At 46.0% G+C, this 23,114-nt stretch carries 17 protein-coding genes and 1 pseudogene; 9 read left to right on the top strand and 9 right to left on the bottom strand.

What is annotated here, in order from left to right; genetic code table 11:
* Positions 1-648 precede the first annotated feature (648 nt).
* Positions 649-3,444 carry a DNA polymerase I gene (gene polA, locus I2494_RS07955; protein ID WP_218467549.1) on the top strand — a complete coding sequence of 932 codons (2,796 nt, stop codon included), beginning with the start codon at positions 649-651 and terminating at the stop codon, positions 3,442-3,444.
* Positions 3,445-3,816: 372 nt separating this feature from the next.
* Here polA and yihA read toward each other — a convergent pair whose 3' ends face one another.
* Positions 3,817-4,467 (bottom strand): ribosome biogenesis GTP-binding protein YihA/YsxC, encoded by a 651-nt coding sequence (gene yihA, locus I2494_RS07950; RefSeq protein ID WP_218467548.1) that lies wholly within the window; start codon positions 4,465-4,467, stop codon positions 3,817-3,819.
* Positions 4,468-5,163: 696 nt separating this feature from the next.
* On the opposite strand from yihA, the gene yihI reads away from it, so the two are divergent.
* Together yihI and hemN are read left to right on the top strand one after the other, a co-directional pair.
* Positions 5,164-5,712: a Der GTPase-activating protein YihI gene (gene yihI / locus I2494_RS07945; protein WP_218467547.1), complete on the top strand. Its 549-nt coding sequence runs from the start codon at positions 5,164-5,166 to the stop codon at positions 5,710-5,712.
* A gap of 205 nt (positions 5,713-5,917) precedes the next feature.
* Positions 5,918-7,291, top strand: coding sequence for an oxygen-independent coproporphyrinogen III oxidase (hemN, locus tag I2494_RS07940; RefSeq protein WP_218467546.1), 1,374 nt, complete (start codon positions 5,918-5,920; stop codon positions 7,289-7,291).
* Between the two features lie 267 nt (positions 7,292-7,558).
* Here the strand turns inward: hemN and I2494_RS07935 are convergent, their stop codons facing one another.
* From I2494_RS07935 to glnA, 5 genes are all read right to left on the bottom strand, one after another.
* Complete coding sequence (locus tag I2494_RS07935; protein WP_218467545.1) at positions 7,559-7,993, bottom strand: GFA family protein; 435 nt, start codon at positions 7,991-7,993, stop codon at positions 7,559-7,561.
* A 51-nt stretch (positions 7,994-8,044) separates the two neighbouring features.
* The gene (locus I2494_RS07930) at positions 8,045-8,167 is read right to left on the bottom strand and encodes a YshB family small membrane protein (protein ID WP_140920480.1); all 123 of its coding nucleotides are present in this window, start codon (positions 8,165-8,167) and stop codon (positions 8,045-8,047) included.
* Positions 8,168-8,374: 207 nt separating this feature from the next.
* On the bottom strand, positions 8,375-9,799 hold the full coding sequence (glnG, locus tag I2494_RS07925) for a nitrogen regulation protein NR(I) (protein ID WP_218467544.1): 1,425 nt from the start codon (positions 9,797-9,799) through the stop codon (positions 8,375-8,377).
* Positions 9,800-9,807: 8 nt separating this feature from the next.
* A complete protein-coding gene (glnL, locus tag I2494_RS07920) occupies positions 9,808-10,857 on the bottom strand; it encodes a nitrogen regulation protein NR(II) (protein ID WP_218467543.1) in 1,050 nt (349 codons plus the stop codon).
* Between the two features lie 148 nt (positions 10,858-11,005).
* Positions 11,006-12,415, bottom strand: coding sequence for a glutamate--ammonia ligase (glnA, locus tag I2494_RS07915; protein WP_130590003.1), 1,410 nt, complete (start codon positions 12,413-12,415; stop codon positions 11,006-11,008).
* Positions 12,416-12,780: 365 nt separating this feature from the next.
* On the opposite strand from glnA, the gene typA reads away from it, so the two are divergent.
* A complete protein-coding gene (typA, locus tag I2494_RS07910) occupies positions 12,781-14,607 on the top strand; it encodes a ribosome-dependent GTPase TypA (RefSeq protein ID WP_130590004.1) in 1,827 nt (608 codons plus the stop codon).
* A 255-nt stretch (positions 14,608-14,862) separates the two neighbouring features.
* Here typA and I2494_RS07905 read toward each other — a convergent pair whose 3' ends face one another.
* Positions 14,863-15,267 (bottom strand): YidB family protein, encoded by a 405-nt coding sequence (locus tag I2494_RS07905; RefSeq protein WP_218467542.1) that lies wholly within the window; start codon positions 15,265-15,267, stop codon positions 14,863-14,865.
* Between the two features lie 346 nt (positions 15,268-15,613).
* Here I2494_RS07905 and yihX point away from each other — a divergent pair, with 346 nt between their 5' ends.
* The 4 genes from yihX (at position 15,614) to fabY (ending at position 18,633) form a co-directional block, all read left to right on the top strand.
* Entirely contained in the window at positions 15,614-16,207 is a 594-nt protein-coding gene (gene yihX / locus I2494_RS07900) for a glucose-1-phosphatase (RefSeq protein WP_218467541.1), read from the top strand.
* Between the two features lie 122 nt (positions 16,208-16,329).
* Positions 16,330-17,229 carry a virulence factor BrkB family protein gene (locus tag I2494_RS07895; protein WP_218467540.1) on the top strand — a complete coding sequence of 300 codons (900 nt, stop codon included), beginning with the start codon at positions 16,330-16,332 and terminating at the stop codon, positions 17,227-17,229.
* Positions 17,226-17,660 (top strand): D-aminoacyl-tRNA deacylase, encoded by a 435-nt coding sequence (gene dtd, locus I2494_RS07890; protein ID WP_218467539.1) that lies wholly within the window; start codon positions 17,226-17,228, stop codon positions 17,658-17,660. The genes I2494_RS07895 and dtd overlap by 4 nt, the downstream gene beginning before the upstream one ends.
* Positions 17,661-17,724: 64 nt before the next feature.
* The gene (gene fabY, locus I2494_RS07885; protein WP_218467538.1) at positions 17,725-18,633 is read left to right on the top strand and encodes a fatty acid biosynthesis protein FabY; all 909 of its coding nucleotides are present in this window, start codon (positions 17,725-17,727) and stop codon (positions 18,631-18,633) included.
* Between the two features lie 74 nt (positions 18,634-18,707).
* On the opposite strand, the gene I2494_RS07880 is transcribed toward fabY, so the two are convergent.
* Together I2494_RS07880 and I2494_RS07875 are read right to left on the bottom strand one after the other, a co-directional pair.
* Positions 18,708-20,492 (bottom strand): AsmA family protein, encoded by a 1,785-nt coding sequence (locus I2494_RS07880; protein ID WP_218467537.1) that lies wholly within the window; start codon positions 20,490-20,492, stop codon positions 18,708-18,710.
* Between the two features lie 168 nt (positions 20,493-20,660).
* The gene (locus I2494_RS07875) at positions 20,661-22,070 is read right to left on the bottom strand and encodes a uracil-xanthine permease family protein (protein WP_218467536.1); all 1,410 of its coding nucleotides are present in this window, start codon (positions 22,068-22,070) and stop codon (positions 20,661-20,663) included.
* Positions 22,071-22,819: 749 nt separating this feature from the next.
* Between I2494_RS07875 and I2494_RS20680 the strand changes: the two are divergent.
* Positions 22,820-22,996: pseudogene (locus tag I2494_RS20680) on the top strand (hypothetical protein); the annotation flags it as partial.
* Positions 22,997-23,114: the final 118 nt, after the last annotated feature.

The following is a 23,114-nucleotide window of genomic DNA, read 5'->3' as shown; positions in this document are numbered from 1 at the left end:
TCAAATTTTGGCTAATTCTAACAGAAAGCCAAAACTAAAATAAATTTTTGCAATAAGTTCGGCTGAAACTATAACGGACGTAAGGCTACCATATTAATAAATTGGCGAATGAACAAAATCTGCGGAGAGCCCGAAGCTGCTTAAATTACACATTCTATTCCGACCTTTTGGTCTGTGAGTGGTGCTGTTGTCAAAAATAATGACAGAAGGAATGTGTTGTTTTAACGGTTTTTATAACGTGATCTTTTGATGTGTCAGGTTACATTCAGAGGAACTCTCTTTTATCCCATTTTTTACTAAAATAAATTGGTTAATTATCAGAAAAGGGAACCGTAGCTCTTGACAGATATGAATCACTAATAAACCAAATATCCACAGTTGAAGATCGTGCCATAATCAGAATGTAAACTTGACTTCTATATATATCTCTTTGATTTATTAATGTTTATTTTTGCTTTTTCGGAGTCTATCCCGTTGTTGTATAACATATACTTACTTTTACCCACCGAGTTATCCACAGATTTTATGGGTAAATTGATAGACTTTTTTCCCGTCGGTATCGCTAAAGTTAAATAAGCTATTCGTCTCTTGCCCTCAGCTATGGCATGCTTACTACTATTGATGAATCAAACAGCAAAGAATCATTTTATGGCTAAGATTGCAGAAAACCCACTGGTGCTTGTTGACGGCTCCTCTTATCTTTACCGTGCGTTCCACGCATTTCCACCGCTAACTAACCGTGAAGGGGTTCCTACCGGTGCGATGTATGGCGTACTGAATATGTTACGTAGTCTGATAGTTCAATGTCAGCCTAGTCATATTGTCGTGGTATTTGATGCCAAGGGAAAAACCTTTCGTGATGAACTGTTTGCTGAGTATAAATCTCATCGCCCACCTATGCCGGATGACCTGCGTGCCCAGATAGAACCATTACATCAAATGGTAAAAGCGATGGGGATACCACTATTGGTTATTCCTGGTGTAGAAGCGGATGATGTTATCGGTACCCTGGCATTGAGTGCCGCAGCAAAAGGGCGGGATGTATTAATCAGTACCGGTGATAAAGATATGGCGCAGTTGGTTACGCCGCAAGTTACGCTGATTAACACCATGAACAACACCATTCTCGGCCCTGAAGAGGTATGCGAAAAATATGGTGTACCACCTGAGCTGATTATCGATTTTCTCGCATTAATGGGCGACTCTTCCGATAACATTCCTGGCGTTCCCGGCGTTGGTGAAAAAACGGCTCAGGCATTACTGCAAGGGCTGGGCGGGTTAGATACCTTATACAGCCAACTGGATAAAATTGCTGATTTAAGTTTTCGCGGTGCGAAAACCATGGCGGCAAAGCTGGAACAGCATAAAGATGCTGCCTACCTCTCTTATAAGCTGGCAACCATTAAAACCGATGTGGAGCTGGAGGTTAATGAGCAGGATCTGGCACTGCGTGAACCTGAAGTTGATGAGTTACGTGAGCTGTTTGCCCGTTATGAGTTTAAGCGCTGGCTGGCCGAGCTGGAAAGTACCGGCACCCTGAAAGCCGGTAACAAGAGCAGTGTGGCAGGTAAACCGGCTCCGGTTGCCTATCAGGCTGCGGCTGCCGCACCGGAGGTTTCCGCCACCTTATCCCAGGAAGGTTATGAAGTTATCCTCGACGGGGATAGTTTTAATCGCTGGTTAAAGCAGCTGGAGCAAGCTGAACTGTTCGCTTTTGATACTGAGACTGATGGTCTGGATTATATGAGTTCCAATCTGGTAGGCGTCTCTTTTGCTATTGAAGCGGGTAAGGCAGCCTATGTACCTTTCGGTCATGATTATATTGGCGCGCCGGATCAACTGAATGCTGAAGAGGTATTGAAAGCCCTGAAGCCGCTATTAGAAAGTGAAAAGGCGTTGATTATTGGTCAGAACCTGAAGTTTGACCAAAGTATGCTGGCCCGTTATGACATTAATTTACGCGGTATTGAATTTGATACCATGCTGGAGTCATATGTGTTGGACAGCGTTGCCGGACGTCACGATATGGATAGCCTGGCAAACCGCTACCTGAATCATAAAACCATCAGTTTTGATGAGCTGGCGGGAAAAGGTAAAAATCAGTTAACGTTTAACCAGCTCGCCATTGAACACGCAGGGCCTTACGCCGCTGAAGATGCCGATGTGACATTGCAGCTGCATCTGGCGATGTGGCCTAAGCTACAGCAAGAGCCGAGTCTGGAGCGGGTTTTCCGCAAGATTGAGATGCCACTGGTTCCGGTTCTGTCACGTATGGAACGTACTGGTGTGTTGATTGATGCTCAGATTTTAAATCAGCATTCGGCTGAATTAGCTCAACGATTAAAAGAGCTGGAAGATCAAGCTCATGAGCTGGCAGGTGAGCCGTTTAATCTCTCTTCTACCAAGCAGCTACAGGCAATTTTCTATGAAAAGCAGAAATTGCCGATACTGAAGAAAACGCCGGGTGGCGCACCTTCTACTAATGAAGAGGTGCTGGCCGAGCTGGCGCTGGATTACCCACTGCCTAAAGTGATTTTGGAACATCGTGGTTTAGCCAAGCTGAAAACAACCTATACCGATAAGCTGCCGCTTATGGTGAATGCGGTTTCTGGTCGGGTGCACACTTCTTATCATCAGGCGGTGACGGCAACCGGGCGCCTCTCTTCCAGCGATCCTAACCTGCAGAACATTCCTGTACGTAATGAAGAAGGGCGTCGTATTCGTCAGGCATTTATTGCACCAGAGGGTTACCGGATTATGGCGGCTGACTATTCTCAAATTGAACTGAGAATTATGGCTGATTTGTCCGGTGATAAAGGGCTACTGGATGCTTTCGCACAGGGTAAAGATATTCACCGGGCAACGGCAGCAGAAGTATTTGGAACCCCACTTGAGCAGGTTAGCGGTGAACAGCGCCGAAGCGCGAAAGCCATTAACTTTGGTTTGATTTACGGCATGAGCGCATTTGGTCTGGCGCGTCAGCTGGGGATCCAACGGGGCGAAGCCCAACGCTATATGGATCTCTATTTTGAGCGTTACCCGGGGGTACTGGAGTATATGGAGCGCACTCGCGTACAGGCTTCTGAACAGGGCTACGTTGAGACACTGTTTGGTCGCCGCCTATACCTGCCGGATATTAAAGCCAGCAATGGTATGCGCCGTAAAGGGGCAGAACGGGCAGCCATAAACGCACCAATGCAGGGTACCGCGGCAGATATCATTAAAACCGCCATGATAGAAGTGGATAACTGGCTGCAACAGCAAGACAAACCACTGGTGAAGATGATCATGCAAGTACACGATGAACTGGTGTTTGAAGTTCATGAGTCGGTGCTGGATGCTTCAGAACAAACCATCCGCCAGCTTATGGAGCAGTGTGTAAAACTCGCTGTGCCAATGAAAGTGGATGTTGGGGTTGGAATGAACTGGGATGAAGCGCACTAATCACGCACTGAACGCGTCATAACTGACTGCTTAAACTGGCTCCAATGTGATAAACATTGGGGCTTTTTTTATCTTCAAACATCTACATAGATAATGACTTTTCATATCACCGGTGTGGATATCTATGTAACTAAACTACATAAACTCTATTTTTTTGTGATAATAGTCTCGGTATGCAATCAAAGTGCTTGTAATTTTATTACAAAAATTACTTTTCCCAGTGTGAGAAATGGAGTAGAGTTAGCGCTGTAGGGTACAGAGGTAAGATGTTCTATTTTTCAACCCTGTAATAGGATTGGCTTTATATTAGCCGCCCCATTCGTTTGAATGGGGCGTTTTTTTATCTGAAATTCAGGAAAGAAAAGGCGGGGTTTACTCGGCGGGCTGATCGTCAAACTCTTCATCACTACGATCAAAATCCAGATTAAACCATTCATCCAGTTTCAAGCGCAGCTTATCAACTCCCAGCTTCTTCAGGGATGAGAACATCTCGACCTGTATATCCCCCTGAAACGGTAAAATTGCTTCGCGTACCATATTAAGTTGAGCTTTACGGGCGCCGGAGGCCAGCTTGTCGGCTTTAGTCAGTAAAATCATGACCGGTAGCTCTACGTCTACTGCCCATTGAATCATCTGTTGATCCAGATCTTTTAGCGGATGGCGGATATCCATCAATACCACCAGACCTCTGAGGCATTCACGCTTTTGCAGATATTCACCCAGCGCGCGCTGCCATTTACGTTTCATCTCTTCCGGCACTTCGGCATAACCATAGCCCGGTAAATCCACTAAATGAAGATTCTCTTCAACCTGAAACAGGTTAATTAGCTGAGTTCGTCCCGGTGTCTTACTGGTGCGCGCCAGGTTCTTTTGATTGGTCAGCGTATTCAGGGCGCTGGACTTTCCGGCATTAGATCGACCAGCAAAGGCGATCTCAATACCAAAATCAACAGGCAAATGGGTAATGTCCGGAGCGCTGGTGACGAAATGTGTCTTATGATAGTTAAAGTTTTTCAGTGTCAAAACGTTCGTCTCCGCGAATAGCAAATTTGGCTGGCAATTATACTGCCTTCCGTAAGAAAGGGTGAGTTTATTGTCAATTTTCACGCTAGCTAGCAGATATTGTAGTAATAGCCAGCTAACCCTTGTGAGACATTTGCCATAGAAAAGTAGGGCAATGTCCTCTTTTTTAATTAGCCCTGTAATTTAACATGTTTATTATCAGCCAGTTATTTTGTAGGACAGAAAATACCTAGTATTAATACCAGTTAGTTACTTGTTTAGCTGGAGCAGAATAGTAAAGTACACATCAAGCAAGGGGATGCATCAGGACAGAAATTCACAGGATGTGAATCTCATGGAAACATCAGGATGATGTTTACAGAGTCAGAGGGAAATACCTAACGGAATTAGGTAGCGTGATACAGGATAGTAACACGGATAAGGACGTCAGGATACGCAGAAGCGTAGTTCAGGAAGAGCAAGAGCTAAGGACAGCACCAGGGATGAGCATGTTTCTCCAGGAAGAGAACAAGGGCACTACCAGGGACTGGAAAAATAACAAAAGGATAGACCGGGACGTTGTTTGTTCACAGGGATGAGATTAGGAAATAATTTTTCCTTTAATGGTTCGACACTAAGGCGACAGATAACTCTGTCGCCTTTTTTCTTGGTTTCTGCTAGATTCCGACCCAATATCTCCACTTTAGAGAATTCGCTATGAAGCAGCCGCAAAATACCGCTAAGGGCAACAATAAAGTTGTCAAAGCAAAGCGTAAAAGTCGTGAAGAAGTTGATGCCGAGGCTCGGGCGCGTAAGCGTGCGAAAAAACACCGGGGTAATTCAGCGGGTGCGCGTACTAATGTTGATTCCCAGTCCGGGAAAAATCAGAAATCCGGCGGGGCTTTTAAAGATCCTCGTATCGGCAGTAAAACGCCGGTTCCGTTGATTGTTGAAGGTAATCAGGCTGTGGTGGCTAAGCCTAAGGCACCTAAACCGCCAAAAGCGACCAGCGTACCGCCAGAGCAAGAATTAGCCCTGCTGGAAAATGACGATCGCCTGAATGAGTTACTTGATGCGATTGATGATGGCAAAAAACTGTCGGCTGAAGATCAGCGCTACGTCGACAATACCCTCGATCGTATTGATGAGCTGATGTCTATTTTAGGGATAGATTTAGGCGATGATGAAGACGATATGCTGGATGAACCTCAAGAGCAGAAAGAAGATATTGTCAAACTGCTCAAAAGAAACAGTCCCCAAGAATAAATAACCAAAAAATGCAGTTAGTATTCCTGTTACCAGGTGTGATGCTGGCATGTTATCTGGTCTGGTTATTAGGTAGACTATTATGGCTGAACCAACTGAAACACCGTTGGCGTTCAGCCAAAACCCCCGGTATTAGAAAAAGCAGTACTATAAAAAACGTAAATAAACGATCGGGGAGACAAAACAAATAAGACGGAGTGAGCAAATGTCGACGCAGATGATTGATTGGGATCTGGCCCTTATTCAGAAATATAACTATTCCGGGCCCAGATATACTTCTTATCCAACGGCGCTTGAATTTAGTGAGCAGTATGGAGAAAGCGATTTTCTGTCGGCGGTTGCCCGATATCCTGAGCGCCCTCTCTCTCTTTATATTCATATTCCTTTTTGCCACAAGCTCTGTTATTTCTGCGGCTGCAACAAGATTGTCACCCGTCAGGGGCATAAAGTTGAGCAGTATCTTGAGGTACTGGAACAAGAGATTCGTCATCGCGCTCCGCTGTTTGCTAACCGCCAGGTCTCGCAGATGCACTGGGGCGGAGGCACGCCAACCTATTTGAACCAACAGCAAATTACCCGACTGATGGGAATGCTGCGCCAGCATTTTAACTTCCAACCGGATGCTGAAATTTCTATTGAAATTGACCCACGGGAAATCGAGCTGGATATTCTGGATCACCTGCGTTCAGAAGGTTTTAACCGTATGAGTATGGGCGTACAAGACTTTAATAAAGAAGTGCAGCGTCTGGTAAACCGCGAACAGGATGAGGAGTTTATTTTTGCTCTGATCAATCGCGCTAAGGCACTGGGTTTCCGTTCCACCAATATTGACCTGATTTATGGATTACCCAAGCAGACGGCGGAAAGCTTTGCCTTTACGCTACAGCGCGTGGCTGAACTGAGCCCGGATCGCCTGAGTGTATTTAACTATGCACATTTACCCAGCCGTTTTGCGGCACAGGTAAAAATTAAAGATCACGATTTACCTTCGGCAAATGAAAAGCTGGAGATCCTGCAGGAAACCATCAGTTCATTAACCAACGATGGTTATCAGTTTATTGGAATGGACCACTTTGCTCGTCCGGATGATGAACTGGCTATTGCTCAGCGAGAAGGGCATTTGCACCGCAACTTCCAGGGATATACCACTCATGGTGACAGCGATTTACTGGGCATGGGTGTATCTTCCATCAGTATGATTGGTGATACTTACGCTCAGAATCAGAAAGATTTGAAGGCTTACTACGCCAGCGTTGAAGAGAAAGGCAATGCGCTGTGGAAAGGTCTGGCAATGACGGAAGATGACTGCATCCGCCGCGACGTGATTAAAACCCTGATTTGTAACTTCAGCCTGGATTTTGCTCCGATCGAGAAAGCGCACAATATCCGCTTTGCGGAATATTTTGCCGAAGACCTGAAACTGCTGCTCCCGCTGGAAAAAGATGGGTTAGTCACAATCGATGACAAAGGTATCGACGTAACCGGCAAAGGCCGCTTATTGATCCGCAATATCTGCATGTGTTTTGACGTTTATTTACGGCAGCAAGCACGGCGGCAACAGTTCTCGAGGGTTATTTAACTTATTGTTATAGAAATTCAAAGGCATTTGAATTTAGCTCGGAGTAAATTTCATCCACTAACAGAGCAGTGTTTTAATTGGCTGTAGGGTAAGTGGCCGAGCAGGGGCGTTAAGCGAACGCCCCTGCACTGATTCGCTCCCGGCGAAGCAGTGCCTCGCCAAACATCCATGTTTGGCGTGCTACCCTCTCTCAGTTGTCGGCTGAATTCCAGTGCTCAATAAAAGGTCAAGAGATAACACCATGTAGTAAGCACTGAGGACGTAAAACTAAATTTCTTTATTCTCTTGCAGGAGTTTCATCACGTCCTCCCCCGTTAACCTCTTCGTCTTATTCCCAAAACAATAAAACTTCGGTTGGTTATCAACAAAGATCTCGGCGGTCAGTTTTAGCTTATCCAGTTCCGATTCACTCAGTTCCAGAGAAGAGTAAGTCACATAGGTCTGCTCACCGTCTGCGGTTTGCCAGAACAGAGAGGTTCCGCAGTGTTCACAAAAACCGCGCTGCCCCCAGTCTGAGGATTTATAGTGTTTTAAACCTGACGGGTCTCGAATAACAAGAGAGTTTTTGACATCAAGAGAGAGGAAAATTCCTCCAGCCCAGCGACGACACATTGAGCACTGGCAGGCAGATACCTGATAATCTTCCAGAGAAACTTCAAATTTTACGCTGCCGCACAGGCATGTTCCGTTGACCTTTCCCATTATTTTTATCTTCTGTTAATCCTGTTTATCCTCCAGTGAAACAAGAGGAAATCAGGAGAATAGAACAAACATAATCACGCACAAGATAGCTGCAAAAGCGGTTTGAGGTGACTGCCCTGTCATTGCACCGACTTCGGTGCTGAAGTTAAATAAATTAGCTAAGTTTTCCAGCATGATCCTGCTCCGTACTGACCTGGAGAAATAATATTGTCGTCATAATACGCAGGTGATGAAATCTGTAAAGTACAAATTTTCACCAGAAGTATCTGAAGTGTAGGTTTGATGATTTGCGCCAAGAATATCAGAATTTGACGGAAAAAATGCGGACTGGATTACATTAAAAAAACTTTTTAATCCGGCATCCATGCCGGTCAGAACCGGTTATTCAATATCCAGTTCTTTCAGTTTACGCGTTAGAGTATTTCTGCCCCAGCCAAGTAGCTGAGCCGCTTCTTGTTTATGCCCGTGAGTATGGCGCAAAGCAACTGATAACAACACGCGTTCCATATCGGGCAACGCCTCGGACAACAGATCTTCTTTGCCGGAAGAGAGGGCTTGCTCGGCCCATTTTTCCAATACTACTGTCCAGTGGCCATCGAATGTGGCGGCGGAGGCGTGGGATTCCGGGGCCTGCTCATCATAAACAAACAACTCTTCCGGCAAGTCCTGCGGCAATACCTCTTTGCCAGCGGCCATTACCGTTAACCAGCGACAGGTATTTTCCAACTGACGAACGTTACCTGACCAGGTCATTTGGCTCAGGGCCAGTTCGGTATCCGGATGTAGAATTTTGGCCTCAACCCCCAGCTCCTGTGCAGTAATCAGCAGGAAATGGCGTGCCAGACGTGGGATATCTTCTCTGCGCTCACGTAATGGAGGCAAATGGATGCGGATAACATTAAGGCGATGGAACAAATCTTCGCGGAATTTATGTTCTTTGACTAACAGTTCCAGATTCTGGTGGGTCGCGGCAATAATGCGTACATCGACTTTGATAGGTTCATAGCCGCCTACGCGGTAAAACTGTCCGTCAGCCAGAACTCGTAACAGACGAGTTTGAACTTCCAGCGGCATATCACCAATTTCATCTAAAAATAAGGTACCACCATCGGCTTGCTCAAATCGCCCCTGACGAACCTGACCAGCACCGGTAAATGCGCCTTTCTCATGACCGAACAGCTCTGATTCAATCAGATCCTTAGGAATTGCTGCCATATTCAGAGCGATAAATTTACCGTTGGCGCGAGGGCTATGGCGATGCAAAGCATGAGCCACCAACTCTTTACCCGTACCGGACTCACCGTTGATCAAAACACTAATAGATGACAAAGAAAGACGACCAATAATACGGTATACGTCCTGCATGGCAGGGGCTTCACCAATAATATCAGTGGTGGGACGGCTGTTTTGAATTTCCCGTTCCGGCTGGCGAGTCTCCCGGTAGTGGCTGATTGCCCGCTCGGTTAGCGCAACGGCTTCATCAATATCAAAAGGCTTAGGCAAATAGTCGAAGGCGCCAAACTGATAGGCGCTGACAGCCGCATCCAAATCAGAATGCGCCGTCATAATAATAACCGGTAGCAAAGGGTGCTTTTGTTTGATGGTTTGCAGCAATGCCAGCCCATCAATACCCGGCATGCGGATATCAGATATCAATACATCCGGTGCTCGCTTTTCCAGCGCAATCAGAACTTCGTCAGCAGAATCAAAGCTGGTGCACTGCATATTGGCGCCGGTTAGTGCCCGCTCCAATACCCAGCGAATGGCGCTGTCATCATCAACAATCCAGGCTGTACCTTGACTCATAGTAACCCTCACTGACGAATGGGCAGGAACACCGAAAATTCGGTGTGGCCTGGCCAACTGTTAAACTCAATTTTTCCCCGATGTTGATCAATCAGACTACGGGCAATGGATAAACCAAGGCCGGTGCCGCCTTCACGTCCGCTAACCATCGGGTAGAAGATAGTATCTTGTAACTGTGGCGGAATACCGGGGCCGTTATCTTCAATATCAATTCGGGCACATAAGCGATAGCGAATGCCGTGCAGCGTCATTTGTGAGGCCGTGCGGGTTCTTAAGGTAATGGAACCACCGGATTGCCCCAGCGCCTGCATGGCGTTTCTGGCGATATTTAACAGCACTTGTTCAATTTGTTCCGGGTCGTGGATTAGTTCCGGCATACTTGGGTCATAATCGCGAACGATAGCGACATTATCCGGCTTTTCCAGTACCAGTAACTGATACACTCGTTCGGAGACCTGATGAATATTCTGTACTACCCGTTGACCCGGATGCTGTGGCCCAAGCAACCTGTCTACCAGGTTACGCAGCCTGTCAGCCTGTTCAATGATAACTTTGGTATATTCTACCAGTGCAGGGTCGGGTAAGGCTTTCGCCAGCAGTTGAGCCGCCCCGCGAAGTCCCCCTAATGGATTTTTAATCTCATGAGCCAATCCACGTACCAGCTCTCTTGCTGCGGTTTGTTGTGAGTGCTGCAATTGTTCCTGACTCAGACGTCGGTGATTATCCAGCGCCGACAGTTCCATCAGAATATGCTCATCTGCCAGAAGTTGGGCGCTGAGGGTCAGTACATGGAGATGGCTGTCCACCACCATAGTCACTTCGTTATCGGTAAACCCCTGGCCTTCGCGCAGGCTTGACCACATCAGATCAACATCTAATGAAAGATAATCGACCAGATTGGGTAGTGGGGTACCAAACAGCTTACGGGAACTTTGCACCAGCAACTGCTGAGCAGCAGGGTTGGCGTATTGAATGGCTAATGAAAAATCCAGAATTAATACACAGGTGATCTGTGAGTTAAGAATTTGCTCGGTATCCGGCAGCGCTGGGTTTTCCATTAGTGGCTCCTTTGCACTAAATTGGGGCATCATTTGATAAGCTGTATTAAACCTTCAAAAAAGCCCCGCAATGTGGTCAGGTGAAAAAAGCCCATCAAATGATGGGCTCAAACCCTAACGTAGATAACAGCGATATGATACTTCGCTATTACACACTGTAGTACAGTTCAAACTCCAGTGGATGCGGAGCCATACGTACGCGGTTCATCTCTTCTTGCTTCAGCTCGATATAAGCGTCGATAGCATCGTTAGTGAACACACCGCCACGGGTTAAGAATTCACGGTCAGCATCCAGCGCGTTCAGGGCTTCTTCCAGAGAGCCTGCAACGGTAGGAATGTTTTTCGCTTCTTCTGCTGGTAAGTCATACAGGTTCTTATCCATGGCTTCACCCGGATGGATCTTGTTGATGATACCGTCAAGACCGGCCATCAGCAGCGCAGCAAATGCCAGATATGGGTTAGCCGCAGGATCCGGGAAACGCACTTCAATGCGGCGCGCTTTCGGGCTGGCAACGACTGGAATACGGATTGATGCAGAACGGTTACGCGCTGAGTAAGCCAGCATAACCGGTGCTTCGAATCCTGGAACCAGACGCTTATAAGAGTTGGTGGTTGGGTTCGCCAGTGCGTTAATCGCTTTAGCATGTTTGATAACACCACCGATATAGTACAGCGCCATTTCAGACAGGCCGCCGTATTTGTCGCCGGCAAACAGGTTAGTGCCGTTTTTAGCCAGTGACATATGGCAGTGCATACCTGAACCGTTATCGCCCACTAATGGCTTAGGCATAAAGGTGGCTGTTTTACCAAACGCGTGAGCAACGTTATGCACCACGTATTTGTAGATTTGGGTTTCGTCAGCTTTTTTGGTCATGGTATTGAAGCGGGTAGCCACTTCGTTCTGACCAGCGGTTGCGACTTCGTGGTGGTGAGCTTCAACTACCAGACCCATCTCTTCCATGGTCAGACACATGGCAGAGCGCAGATCTTGTGATGAATCAACCGGTGGAACCGGGAAGTAACCACCTTTAACCATAGGACGATGGCCTTTGTTGCCACCTTCGTATTTGGTGCCGGTATTCCACGCCGCTTCGATATCATCGATATGATAATAAGCACCGGCAATAGAGTTGCCGAAACGAATATCATCAAACAGGAAGAACTCAGGTTCTGGCCCGAACAGTACGGTGTCGGCAATACCGGAAGAACGCAGGAAATCTTCAGCACGTTTAGAGATGGAACGCGGGTCACGCTCGTAGCCTTGCATGGTGCCTGGCTCAAGAACGTCACAGCGAATAATCAGCGTTGTGTCGTCAAAGAATGGGTCGATAAGTGCAGTGCTTGGATCTGGCATTAATACCATGTCAGATTCGTTGATACCTTTCCAGCCGCCAATGGATGAGCCATCGAACATTTTTCCGTCTTCGAAAAAGTCTGCATCAACCTGATGAGCCGGGATAGTAATATGTTGCTCTTTACCTTTAGTATCGGTAAAACGCAAATCGACAAACTTCACTTCGTGCTCATTAAGCATCGTCAAAACATGTTCTGTGGACATTGGTGTTCTCCCGCTGGCTGTTATTATCGAGTCATAATTTGGCATCGGTGCCATGGGCTAAAGTTATGCTATAATCGTGCCAGTTTTTATTCCGGTCGATTAAATAGCAGTCTGTAGCGGCTATGACTTCTGAGTATGAACGAAAAACAATTTTTTGCACCAAATAATGCACTAAATTAGTGCATTGACCATGACTCATGACTTAATTTGGTGCAAATCGCTTTTTATATAGACATTTTCTACCGTGAATGAGATCACAAACTGTCCAGCCGTTGGTTGTTTTTGACAGATCTTTGTGATCTTGTTTAGTAGTTCGTCTAAAGTGTGTACAATAACGCGCTATTTCTAATGCCTGAGGCAAATCTGTGATTGAGAATCTACGTAACATCGCTATTATCGCGCATGTAGACCACGGTAAAACGACCCTGGTTGATAAGCTACTACAAATGTCAGGAACTTTAGGGGAACAACGTAACGAAGCTACCGAGCGCGTTATGGACTCCGGTGACCTCGAAAAAGAACGTGGGATCACCATTCTGGCTAAAAACACCGCCATTACCTGGAACGGTTATCGCATCAATATCGTTGATACTCCGGGACACGCCGACTTCGGTGGCGAAGTAGAGCGCGTAATGTCAATGGTTGACTCGGTGTTGCTGGTTGTTGATGCAATGGACGGCCCAATGCCGCAAACGCGTTTCGTGACCAAAAAAGCATTTGCTAACGGTCTGAAACCTATCGTGGTAATTAACAAAGTTGACCGTCCTGGCGCGCGTCCTGACTGGGTTGTTGATCAGGTGTTTGACCTGTTCGTTAACCTTGACGCCACCGACGAACAGCTCGATTTCCCGATTATTTATGCTTCTGCATTAATGGGTATCGCGGGTAACGACCATAACGAAATGACGGACAACATGGATCCCCTGTTTGAAGCCATCGTTAAACACGTTGCTCCACCGGACGTCGATAGTGACGGTTCGTTCCAGATGCAAATTTCCCAATTAGACTACAACAACTATGTTGGCGTTATTGGCATCGGTCGTATCAAGCGCGGTAAGGTTAAACCTAACCAGCAAGTCACTGTTATTGACAGTGAAGGTAAAACTCGCAATGGTAAAATCGGTAAAGTACTGGGCCATATGGGTCTGGAACGTATCGAATCGCAAGTTGCTGAAGCGGGCGATATTATTGCTATCACCGGTCTGGGTGAACTGAATATTTCTGATACCGTTTGTGATGTTCAAAGCGTAGAAGCTTTACCAGCACTGTCCGTTGATGAACCAACCGTTACCATGTACTTCTGTGTAAACACCTCTCCGTTCTGTGGTAAAGAAGGTAAGTACGTGACTTCACGTCAAATCCTCGACCGCTTAAACAAAGAGTTGGTGCACAACGTTGCACTGCGCGTTGAAGAAACTGAAGATGCTGATGCATTCCGCGTATCAGGCCGTGGTGAACTTCACCTGTCAGTTCTGATCGAAAATATGCGTCGTGAAGGTTTCGAAATTGCTGTTTCTCGTCCTAAAGTTATCAACAAGGTAATTGATGGTCGTAAACAAGAGCCGTTCGAAAACGTGACGCTGGATATTGAAGAACAGCATCAGGGTTCAGTCATGCAAGCCATGGGTGAGCGTAAGGGCGATGTGAAGAATATGGTTCCGGACGGCAAAGGTCGTATTCGTCTGGATTATCTGATTCCGGCTCGTGGCCTGATTGGCTTCCGTACTGAATTCATGACCATGACTTCAGGTACCGGTTTACTGTACTCAACCTTCAGTCATTATGATGATGTGCGTCCGGGTGAAATCGGTCAGCGCCAGAACGGTGTACTGATCTCTAACGGTCAGGGTAAAGCAGTCGCGTTCGCACTGTTCAGCCTGCAGGATCGCGGTAAGTTATTCCTGGGTCATGGCGCAGAAGTGTATGAAGGCCAAATCATCGGTATTCACTCACGTTCTAACGACCTGACAGTGAACTGCTTAACCGGTAAAAAACTGACCAACATGCGTGCGTCAGGTACTGATGAAGCAACAATTTTAGTTCCTCCTGTGAAGATGTCTCTGGAGCAAGCTCTGGAATTCATCGATGATGATGAACTGGTTGAAGTAACACCGACTTCTATACGTATTCGTAAACGTCATCTGACTGAAAACGACCGTAAACGTGCTAACCGTGGCCCGAAAGAAGACTGATTAGTTACCTGATTATCGGTTGTTCAAATAGCGGCAATGAATATTGCCCGAAGTATTAAATCTGAAGGGGCAATATTTATTGCCCTTTTCTTTTTTTAATTTTTTTTCGCGAACAGCAATCACCACTCTTTCACCAAACAGATTCAGGTATACGCAGTGATATTATGATTTTTGGGAGGAATAGAGGTGATGTAGCGAAGGAAGGATTTCGTTGCGGCAAGTATAAACCTATACCGCAACGATGATTCAGTTGAATTAACCGAATAGTTTGCTTTTCAGCAGGCTCATACCCAGAGACATTAAGTCAGGGTTAGCGGGTACCTCGCCTTTTGGCGACAGTTTATCAACAATATCCGGTAAGAATTGAGCAATAATGCCGGAAGTTTCCTGACTGCCCATACCTAACTTAGAGGATAACTGCTGCAAAGCGACCTTGCTGATAATATCCTGAACTTGCTGTCCGGAGATTGGCAGGTTAGCCCCAGTACCGATCCATGACTGAACCACTTCAGACAGGCCGCCCTGACGGAATTTGTCTAACAGGCCGGAAATGCCGCCTTGCTGTTCAACCCACTGAAGAATTGCCATGTAATCAACGGAACCGCTATTGTTACTGCTGTTACCGCCCAGCATACCGCCTAATTGATCTAACAAACCCATTACCTGTTACTCCTGAATTATATGAAACCGTGGGTATAAACCAGTGCGGAGTTATACCCTAATCATCCTTAATTTGTCCGTGTGGTGCCTGTATTGCACTCAAATTAACCTATCTTGAGTCACCCCATGGAGCGAGTATTAATTATATCCTAACGAGCCAATATGCATTAATTATTATCGCTAAATAATTAATCCGGATGATTTACTCTTGTCTGACTAACCAACTAATATAAATAGAAAGATTACTGATTTTTATTTAGATTTTACTGACATTGTCATGCTCAGTTAGGGATAACTGTGGTAGCGTAGTATTGGGACAAACCATCAAATCATGCAGGTGCACATCATGTTGTATATCTTTGATTTAGGGAATGTGATTGTCGATATAGACTTTAAACGCGTACTGGGAGTTTGGAGTAACTTAAGCGGTGTGCCTTTAGCCACCTTAAGCGAGCGTTTTACTATGGGTAAACCGTTTGAGTTGCACGAACGTGGTGAAATCAGTGATGAAGAGTTTGCATCACAATTGTGCGAAGAGATGGGACTAACGCTAAGCTTCGAACAGTTTGAAGCGGGTTGGCAAGCTATCTTTATCGGTCAGCGTGATGAAGTGCTGGAGATTATGCGTCGCCTGCGTAAAGAGGGTAATCGGGTGGTCGTTTTATCGAACACCAACGCGTTGCATTGCCGCTATTGGCCGGAACAGTACCCGAAGGTGAGTGAATCTGCCGATCGTGTCTATTTATCTCAGGAATTAGGCATGCGTAAACCTGAGGTTGATATTTATCGTCATGTTTTACAACAGGAAGGCGTTGCTCCTCAGCATGCGATTTTCTTTGATGATAACTACGATAATATTATTGCTGCCGAAGCGCTGGGAATTAATACCGTGCATGTGGTTGATAAGACAGTTATCCCGGAATATTTTGGCACAAATTAAGTTAATATCTTGAATGCTAAACGGGTCAGTTTCTTTACCTTATTGGTGAAGTAAGCTGGCCTGTATCGTCATTATCCGACTATCTTAAAGGAAAAGGCGATTCGATAGAAAGCGAGTATCTTATGTCACATCTATCCCATGTCCGGGGTCCAAAGAGAATTAAACCAATAGTTGCTTATGCGCAACTGCTTTGGGCCAGGGCCAATGAAGATCGCCTGCAAATGATGGCAGGTAATTTAGCCTATGTTTCCCTGTTGTCTCTGGTACCACTGATTACTGTGGTGTTTTCTCTGTTTGCCCTGTTTCCGATGTTTGCTGAAGTGAGTATTCAGCTTAAAGCCTTTGTGTTTAATAACTTTGTTCCTGCCGCCAGTGAGACAATTCAGGCCTATCTGGAACGGTTTGTGGCTAACTCTAATAAAATGACGGCAATTGGTATCTGTGGATTGATTGTCACCTCACTGCTATTGATTGGCTCGGTAGATACGGCACTCAATGCAATTTGGCACAGTGAACGTCAACGGCCGATGATCTATTCTTTCGCTGTGTACTGGATGGTTCTCACCCTCGGGCCGTTAATGGCAGGGGCGAGTATGGCGATCAGTTCTTACTTCCTTTCCCTGAGCTGGTTTCATGATGGTGATATGGGTAGCATCGTCGATCGGATATTGCGAATTTTTCCGCTGATCCTCTCTTTTGTTTCATTCTGGATACTGTATTGCATTGTGCCAACGGAACGGGTTCCTACCAGAGATGCTGGCATTGGTGCACTGGTAGCCGCACTACTGTTTGAACTGGGGAAGAAAGGGTTTGGTATGTATGTCACCATGTTCCCTGCCTACCAGTTGATCTATGGCGTGCTGGCCGTGATTCCGATTTTATTTGTTTGGGTATACCTTAGTTGGTGTATTGTACTTTTTGGTGCAGAAGTGACAGTTACGCTAGGGGTATATCGCAAGCTGCGTGAAGATTATGAAGCCAATAACAACACTAATAATGATTCAGGAACAACAGAGCAATGATGGCATTAATTCAACGGGTAACTCGTGCTGATGTGGTGGTCGGCGGTGAGGTGGTCGGCGCAATAAATAAAGGGCTGCTGATATTACTGGGTGTAGAAAAAGACGATACCAATGAAAAAGCGGAACGTCTGTGCGAACGAGTATTAGGCTATCGTATTTTCAGTGACGATCAGGGCAAAATGAACCTTAACGTACAACAGGCTGGTGGTAGCGTATTGGTCGTTTCTCAGTTTACGCTGGTGGCTGATACCCAGAAGGGCATGCGGCCCAGTTTCTCTCGTGGCGCGACTCCACAGGATGCTGAACGGCTATATAACTACTTCTCAGACTGCTGTCGCCGAATTATCACTACTGAAACCGGTATTTTCGCCGCAGATATGCAGGTATCGTTAGTGAATGATGGGCCAGTCACTTTCAGCCTTCAGGTTTAGTATCAGCAGTTATTGATGAAATAAAGCATTTCACTATAAAACAGATAAAACTAAGAGAGCTTTTATGTACCACCTGCGAGTACCGCTAACGGAACAGGAATTAAATGACTACTATCAGTTTCGCTGGGAGATGCTGCGAAAACCATTGAATCAACCGGTCGGCTCTGAAAAAGATGGCTACGACATGATAGCTCACCATCAGATGGTGGTGGATACTCAGGGTAAAGTGGTTGCCGTTGGCCGTTTATACATTAATGCCGATAATGAAGGCTCTATTCGCTTTCTGGCCGTGGCAGCCAATGTACGCGGTAAAGGGTTAGGAACCTTGATTGCGATGACTCTGGAGTCTATTGCGCGTCAGGAAGGGGTAAAACGGATCGTCTGTAGTGCCAGAGAAGAGACAGTGACCTTCTTTGATAAACTGGGATTTACCAATCAGGGTGAGATAACTACCCCGCAAACCACGCCAGTACGCCATTTCCTGATGAGAAAACCTATTGTAACGCTGGATGATATTCTTCATCGCCCGGACTGGTGTGCCCAACTGCAAAATGCCTGGTATCAAAATATTCCCCTGAGCGAAAAAATGGGGGTTCGTATCAGCCAGTATACCGGCCAGCGTTTTATTACTACTATGCCGGAAGGGGTAAATACCAACCCTCACCATACGATTTTTGCCGGTAGTCAGTTCTCTTTAGCCACGTTAACCGGCTGTGGATTAATCTGGTTGCTGTTACAGGAGCGCCAATTAGGAGGCTCTATCGTGCTGGTGGATGCCCATATTCGCTATCAGAAACCGGTCGTCGGTCGACCAACGGCAGTAGCCAGTCTGGATTCAATGAAGGGGGATCTGGATCGACTTGCCCGTGGACGCAAAGCCCGGGTTCAGTTAGAAGTAACGGTTTCTGGTGAACAAGATGTAGGTTGTGTGTTTGAAGGAACCTATATGGTTTTACCGGAAGGGCATGAATAATTTAAATTTTATAACAGAATACCGGGATTCAGCCGACAGCTGGATCCCAGTGTTTTTGTAAATAGGGTAGAGAATTACCCAAACGGCGAGGCCTCCGGGGTATCCTGCTCTGGTACTGGCGCTACCGGAGGATCAATAATCGGTGCTGGCGTTACCACCTGAGGCTCTTCGGGAATATCCTTCTGTCCTACCGGATATTGCGTTAGTTGTTGCCCGGTATCATTAGTCATTTTCAAACTGCCTTTCAACTCGGGTTTTCCACTTTGTTTATCAATCAAATCACCGTTGAGCTGCAGGGCAATAGTACCGTTGCCCTGTAGTGGGATGGCCTGCCATCCCCAGCTTTGCAGAATATCAACTGGTACCGAACGACCATTAAGGGTCAGGCTCAGTGCTCTTTCCGGCTGTTGACTGAGCGTGGCGTTTGCTTCGATTAATCCTTCTTTAGTGAAAGCACTTACGTCACTGATAGTAATGGTTTCTGGCGTAGCGTTAAGGGTGAAAGATGGGTGACGCAGGTCGATCTTATTTAGCGTGGCATCAGAGGCGTTAAAACTTAGCGTACCTCCCCATAGCCCTACCTGACGGTTTTTCACCAGATACAGGTTACTGCCGTTACTGTCGATGGAGGTGAACTGGAACGGGAAGTCAGGGGTAATATCAATCAGGATATTGCGGTTTGCCGCCAGCTTAGTGATGTGTAGTTCACGCAACCATTCAGGCTGAACCTGTTTTAACTGGCTCAGCCACGCTTTAGGCAAGGTATAAAGTAATGCGGTAAACGCCACGTCATCCAGCGTCAGAGTTTGGGTATCCCGCTGCCAGTTACCGGTCGCGCGCACTAAACCATCCTGCCAGCGGCTGCTAAACTGTTTGATTTTGACACTGTTATTTTCCAGCTCGAGGCTAAGCACCGGACTGACCAGATGATTATCGTTATAGATCATGTCAGCGGCGTTCATTAACGCACTACCGGATGTTGCCTGCCAGCGGCCTTTAATAAACTCCAGGTCTTTCATCGACAGCGTGAAATCACTGAATGCCCATTCCGGCCCCTGAATATTGGTATTAATCAGGTCTAAACGGTTCAGGCTAATATCGGTATTACTGATACGCTGATTAATCTGATCCAGTAATTGCTCTAACTCCAGATGGCTCTGATATTTCACTTCGCTAAGGCGCAGACTCTCTATCTGCCATTTGCCATCGGCGGTGCGTTTTCCGTTGCCAGTGAGCTGCCCGTTAGCTAAATCAGCGCCAACGTTGTTAAACAGAATCTGACGGTCTTTTACTTCACCCTGAACCAGAACTTTATGGGTATCAATACCGTTAACGACCAGCGTATCGGCGCTAAACTCAAAGCGATTATCTTTTTCTGGCAAAAAGTTATTGGTTAATGTCCAGGGAATAATACCGCCGTTGACCTTCTCCCCTTGCAGGCTGAGCTCAGGACTATCAACATTTAACGTCATATTTCTTAGCTGGAAGCGATCGCTGCCGGGTGCCAGTTCGATGGCATTTTTAGACGATAAATTTAGGGTGCCATCTTCCAATTCCAGCGCGGAAAAGTACATTGGTGTTTGCCAAAATGATGAAGTCAGTTCCAGCGTTACTTTTTTTGCTTTTAATAGTGGTGACTGTTTTTGTTGGCTGAACTCAACATCATTGAGCACTAACTGATAGGGGGAGGTAATACTGTAATCCAGATGGTCCAGTGAGAGTTGGTAAGGGGTATTGTCGGTTACCCACTGGCTGACCCATCTGGCGGCATAAGAGGTCTGGGCAATAAAGTAGGTAGCAATTGCCAGCACCAGAATCAGGGCCAGTAGGGTATACAGTGATTTCCGAATAAATCTCATGGTCTGAATCCGTATGACAAAATTAAGCAAGGTCTCTTTATGCCGTATTTACTCTACAATCTCAATGAAAATAGTAAGAAATATGCGTTAAGACATATTATGAATCATGCGCCTGAATAAGCAAAAAGCCCACCGTAAAGGTGGGCTTGATACAACATATTCTGTCGGTTACTTCTCGTGAGGGAATACCAGATTCAGCACGATTGCCGTAATACCACCGGCAGCGATACCGGAAGATAACAGCGTTTTTAACCACTCTGGGGCAAACTGCAGAATCTGCGGCTGTTGAGAAACGCCAAGGCCAACGGCCAGAGAGAGCGCCATAATCATAATTGCCCGGCGATTCAACGTCTCACGGGAGACGATACGTACTCCGGAAGCAGCAATGGTACCAAACATTACAATGGTAGCTCCGCCTAATACCGGCTCCGGAATGCTTAATACAAAGCTACTGACAATAGGGAACAGACCCAACAGTACCAGCATCAGGGAAACCACATAACCCACATAGCGGCTGGCAACACCAGTCAACTGAATAACGCCGTTGTTCTGGCCAAAACAGGAGTTAGGGAAGGTGTTAAACACCGCTGATAGCATGGAGTTCAGACCATTAGCCAGCACGCCACCCTTCAGACGCTTCATATACACAGGGCCCGCCACCGGTTGCTCTGATACATCGGAGGTTGCGGTAATATCGCCAATAGTTTCCAGTGAGGTGATCATAAATACCAACATCAGAGGGATAAGCAGCGTCCAGTCAATGCCAAGGCCATAGTAAAGCGGAGTGGGCACCATAATCACTTCGCTCTCTACATTGGCACGCTCTGGCAACATACCCATAGCCCAGGCCAACAGATAGCCAATCGCCATGGCGATGACCAGCGAAGAAACGCGCAGGTAAGGATTACGCTGGCGGTTAAGTAAAATAATCGTGGCTAATACGACGCCCGCCAGCAACAGATTACTGGGTGAGCCAAAAGTATTATTGGTTTCTGACATGGCGCTGTAGCCACCGCCAATAGAAATAAGGCCAACCTGAATCAGCGACAGGCCAATAATCATCACCACAATACCGGAAACCAGCGGCGTAATGACGCGTTGAGCCAGATGCAGAACACGCGACAGGAAAATCTCGGTACAGGAGGCCAGCATCAGAGTGCCAAACAGGGTTGCCATCATGGTGGGAACATCGGCTCCGCCATTTTTCAGCGCGGTTCCACCCATAATCAATGGTGCAACGAAGTTAAAGCTGGTGCCCTGAATGGACAATAAGCCAGAACCCACCGGGCCCCAGGTGCGAATTTGCAATAACGATGCTAAACCTGAAGCAAACAGCGACATACTGATAATGTGTTGAGTATCTTTTGCCGGCAGACCAAGCGCCTGACAAATCAACATAGCCGGCGTGATAACAGCAACGAACATCGCCAACAGGTGCTGAAGTGCGGCAAACAGCGTTTGCGGTAGCGGTGGGCGATCTTCAAGATGATAAATCAGTTCACTGTTGGAAGCCGGTGCTGGCGTACTGATTTTTTCGGCATTACTGACAGCATCGTGTGCGGGATGTAGGCTGGTCATGATAAAAGTGAAGAACCTCTGAAGCTGCAAAGAGCGCATTTTAATGATTTTAAAATTTATCGCAACCGTTTGCGTTATCGTTTGCTTATGATTGTTTATTCAAACTGTCATCTTGATTACCTACAACAGATTAAAAGGCAGGTATAGTGCAGCCTGTACAGCACCCTACGTATTGGATCAAAGCGAGTTTCCCCATGAAAAAAATCATGATGATTGGTTTTGGTGCCATGGCTCGTTTGTTGCGATGTATGATTGTTGGTTGAGCTAAACTGTATTTCTATTGGATTGTGCTACTACATTTTATTTTGCTGCGAGTGTTTATATTGCAAAATTGATATATAATTCTTTGGATAGTAATGGGGGATAGAAAAATCAATTAAGGATATCGTCTTGTGAAAGTTATTGAGTATATAAAAAAGGATTTATCTCGTTATGTTGGTCCTGAAAACGTAAATATTAGAAATTTTCTTAGATATTATTTTTTTAACTCAGGATTTAAATTTATAGTTTGGCTAAGGTTAGGGCGAGCAAACAATAGTATTTTGAGAGCTATCGCGAAAATTCAGAATAAACGATTTAAAGTAAAGTATTCATTAGATATTCCGATTGAAACTACAATCGGTTATGGTTTCTATTTGGGGCATGGCATGTCTATTGTAATAAATCACACTGCGATTATTGGGAATAATGTTAATCTCAGTCAGTTTACTACAATCGGTTCAAATAAAGGAAAAGCAGCTACTATTGGCGATAATGTTTATATTGGTCCGTCAGTATGCATAGTTGAAGATGTTGTCATTGGTAGCTATGTAAAAATAGGAGCAGGCTCTGTTGTTACTAAGGATATCCCAGATAACTCAGTGGCGGTGGGTGTCCCTGCCAAAGTGATAAAACAAAACACAGTAAGCGTTCGGAATCCTGCATAATTATAGTATCTGGTATAGTCGTTGTAATAAATCGCATGGTAGTTATTGATAATCATGTAACTATAAGTCAATTTACTGCGTTCAGTTTAAATAAAAGAAAGATCGCGACTTATTGGTG

This window comes from Limnobaculum allomyrinae (genome assembly GCF_016649425.1).
In the GTDB taxonomy this organism is placed as follows: Bacteria; Pseudomonadota; Gammaproteobacteria; order Enterobacterales; family Enterobacteriaceae; genus Limnobaculum; species Limnobaculum allomyrinae.
Note: the sequence above shows the minus strand (reverse complement) of the source record. Positions and strands in the feature narration are given on the sequence as shown.

What these genes read in the sequence shown, in the direction of transcription:
- polA (WP_218467549.1), top strand. Translation starts at nt 649, where the DNA reads ATGGCTAAGATTGCAGAAAACCCACTGGTGCTTGTTGACGGCTCCTCT.
- yihI (WP_218467547.1), top strand. Translation starts at nt 5,164, where the DNA reads ATGAAGCAGCCGCAAAATACCGCTAAGGGCAACAATAAAGTTGTCAAA.
- hemN (WP_218467546.1), top strand. Translation starts at nt 5,918, where the DNA reads ATGTCGACGCAGATGATTGATTGGGATCTGGCCCTTATTCAGAAATAT.
- I2494_RS07935 (WP_218467545.1), bottom strand. Translation starts at nt 7,993, where the DNA reads ATGGGAAAGGTCAACGGAACATGCCTGTGCGGCAGCGTAAAATTTGAA.
- I2494_RS07930 (WP_140920480.1), bottom strand. Translation starts at nt 8,167, where the DNA reads ATGCTGGAAAACTTAGCTAATTTATTTAACTTCAGCACCGAAGTCGGT.
- glnG (WP_218467544.1), bottom strand. Translation starts at nt 9,799, where the DNA reads ATGAGTCAAGGTACAGCCTGGATTGTTGATGATGACAGCGCCATTCGC.
- glnL (WP_218467543.1), bottom strand. Translation starts at nt 10,857, where the DNA reads ATGGAAAACCCAGCGCTGCCGGATACCGAGCAAATTCTTAACTCACAG.
- glnA (WP_130590003.1), bottom strand. Translation starts at nt 12,415, where the DNA reads ATGTCCACAGAACATGTTTTGACGATGCTTAATGAGCACGAAGTGAAG.
- I2494_RS07905 (WP_218467542.1), bottom strand. Translation starts at nt 15,267, where the DNA reads ATGGGTTTGTTAGATCAATTAGGCGGTATGCTGGGCGGTAACAGCAGT.
- yihX (WP_218467541.1), top strand. Translation starts at nt 15,614, where the DNA reads ATGTTGTATATCTTTGATTTAGGGAATGTGATTGTCGATATAGACTTT.
- I2494_RS07895 (WP_218467540.1), top strand. Translation starts at nt 16,330, where the DNA reads ATGTCACATCTATCCCATGTCCGGGGTCCAAAGAGAATTAAACCAATA.
- dtd (WP_218467539.1), top strand. Translation starts at nt 17,226, where the DNA reads ATGATGGCATTAATTCAACGGGTAACTCGTGCTGATGTGGTGGTCGGC.
- fabY (WP_218467538.1), top strand. Translation starts at nt 17,725, where the DNA reads ATGTACCACCTGCGAGTACCGCTAACGGAACAGGAATTAAATGACTAC.
- I2494_RS07880 (WP_218467537.1), bottom strand. Translation starts at nt 20,492, where the DNA reads ATGAGATTTATTCGGAAATCACTGTATACCCTACTGGCCCTGATTCTG.
- I2494_RS07875 (WP_218467536.1), bottom strand. Translation starts at nt 22,070, where the DNA reads ATGACCAGCCTACATCCCGCACACGATGCTGTCAGTAATGCCGAAAAA.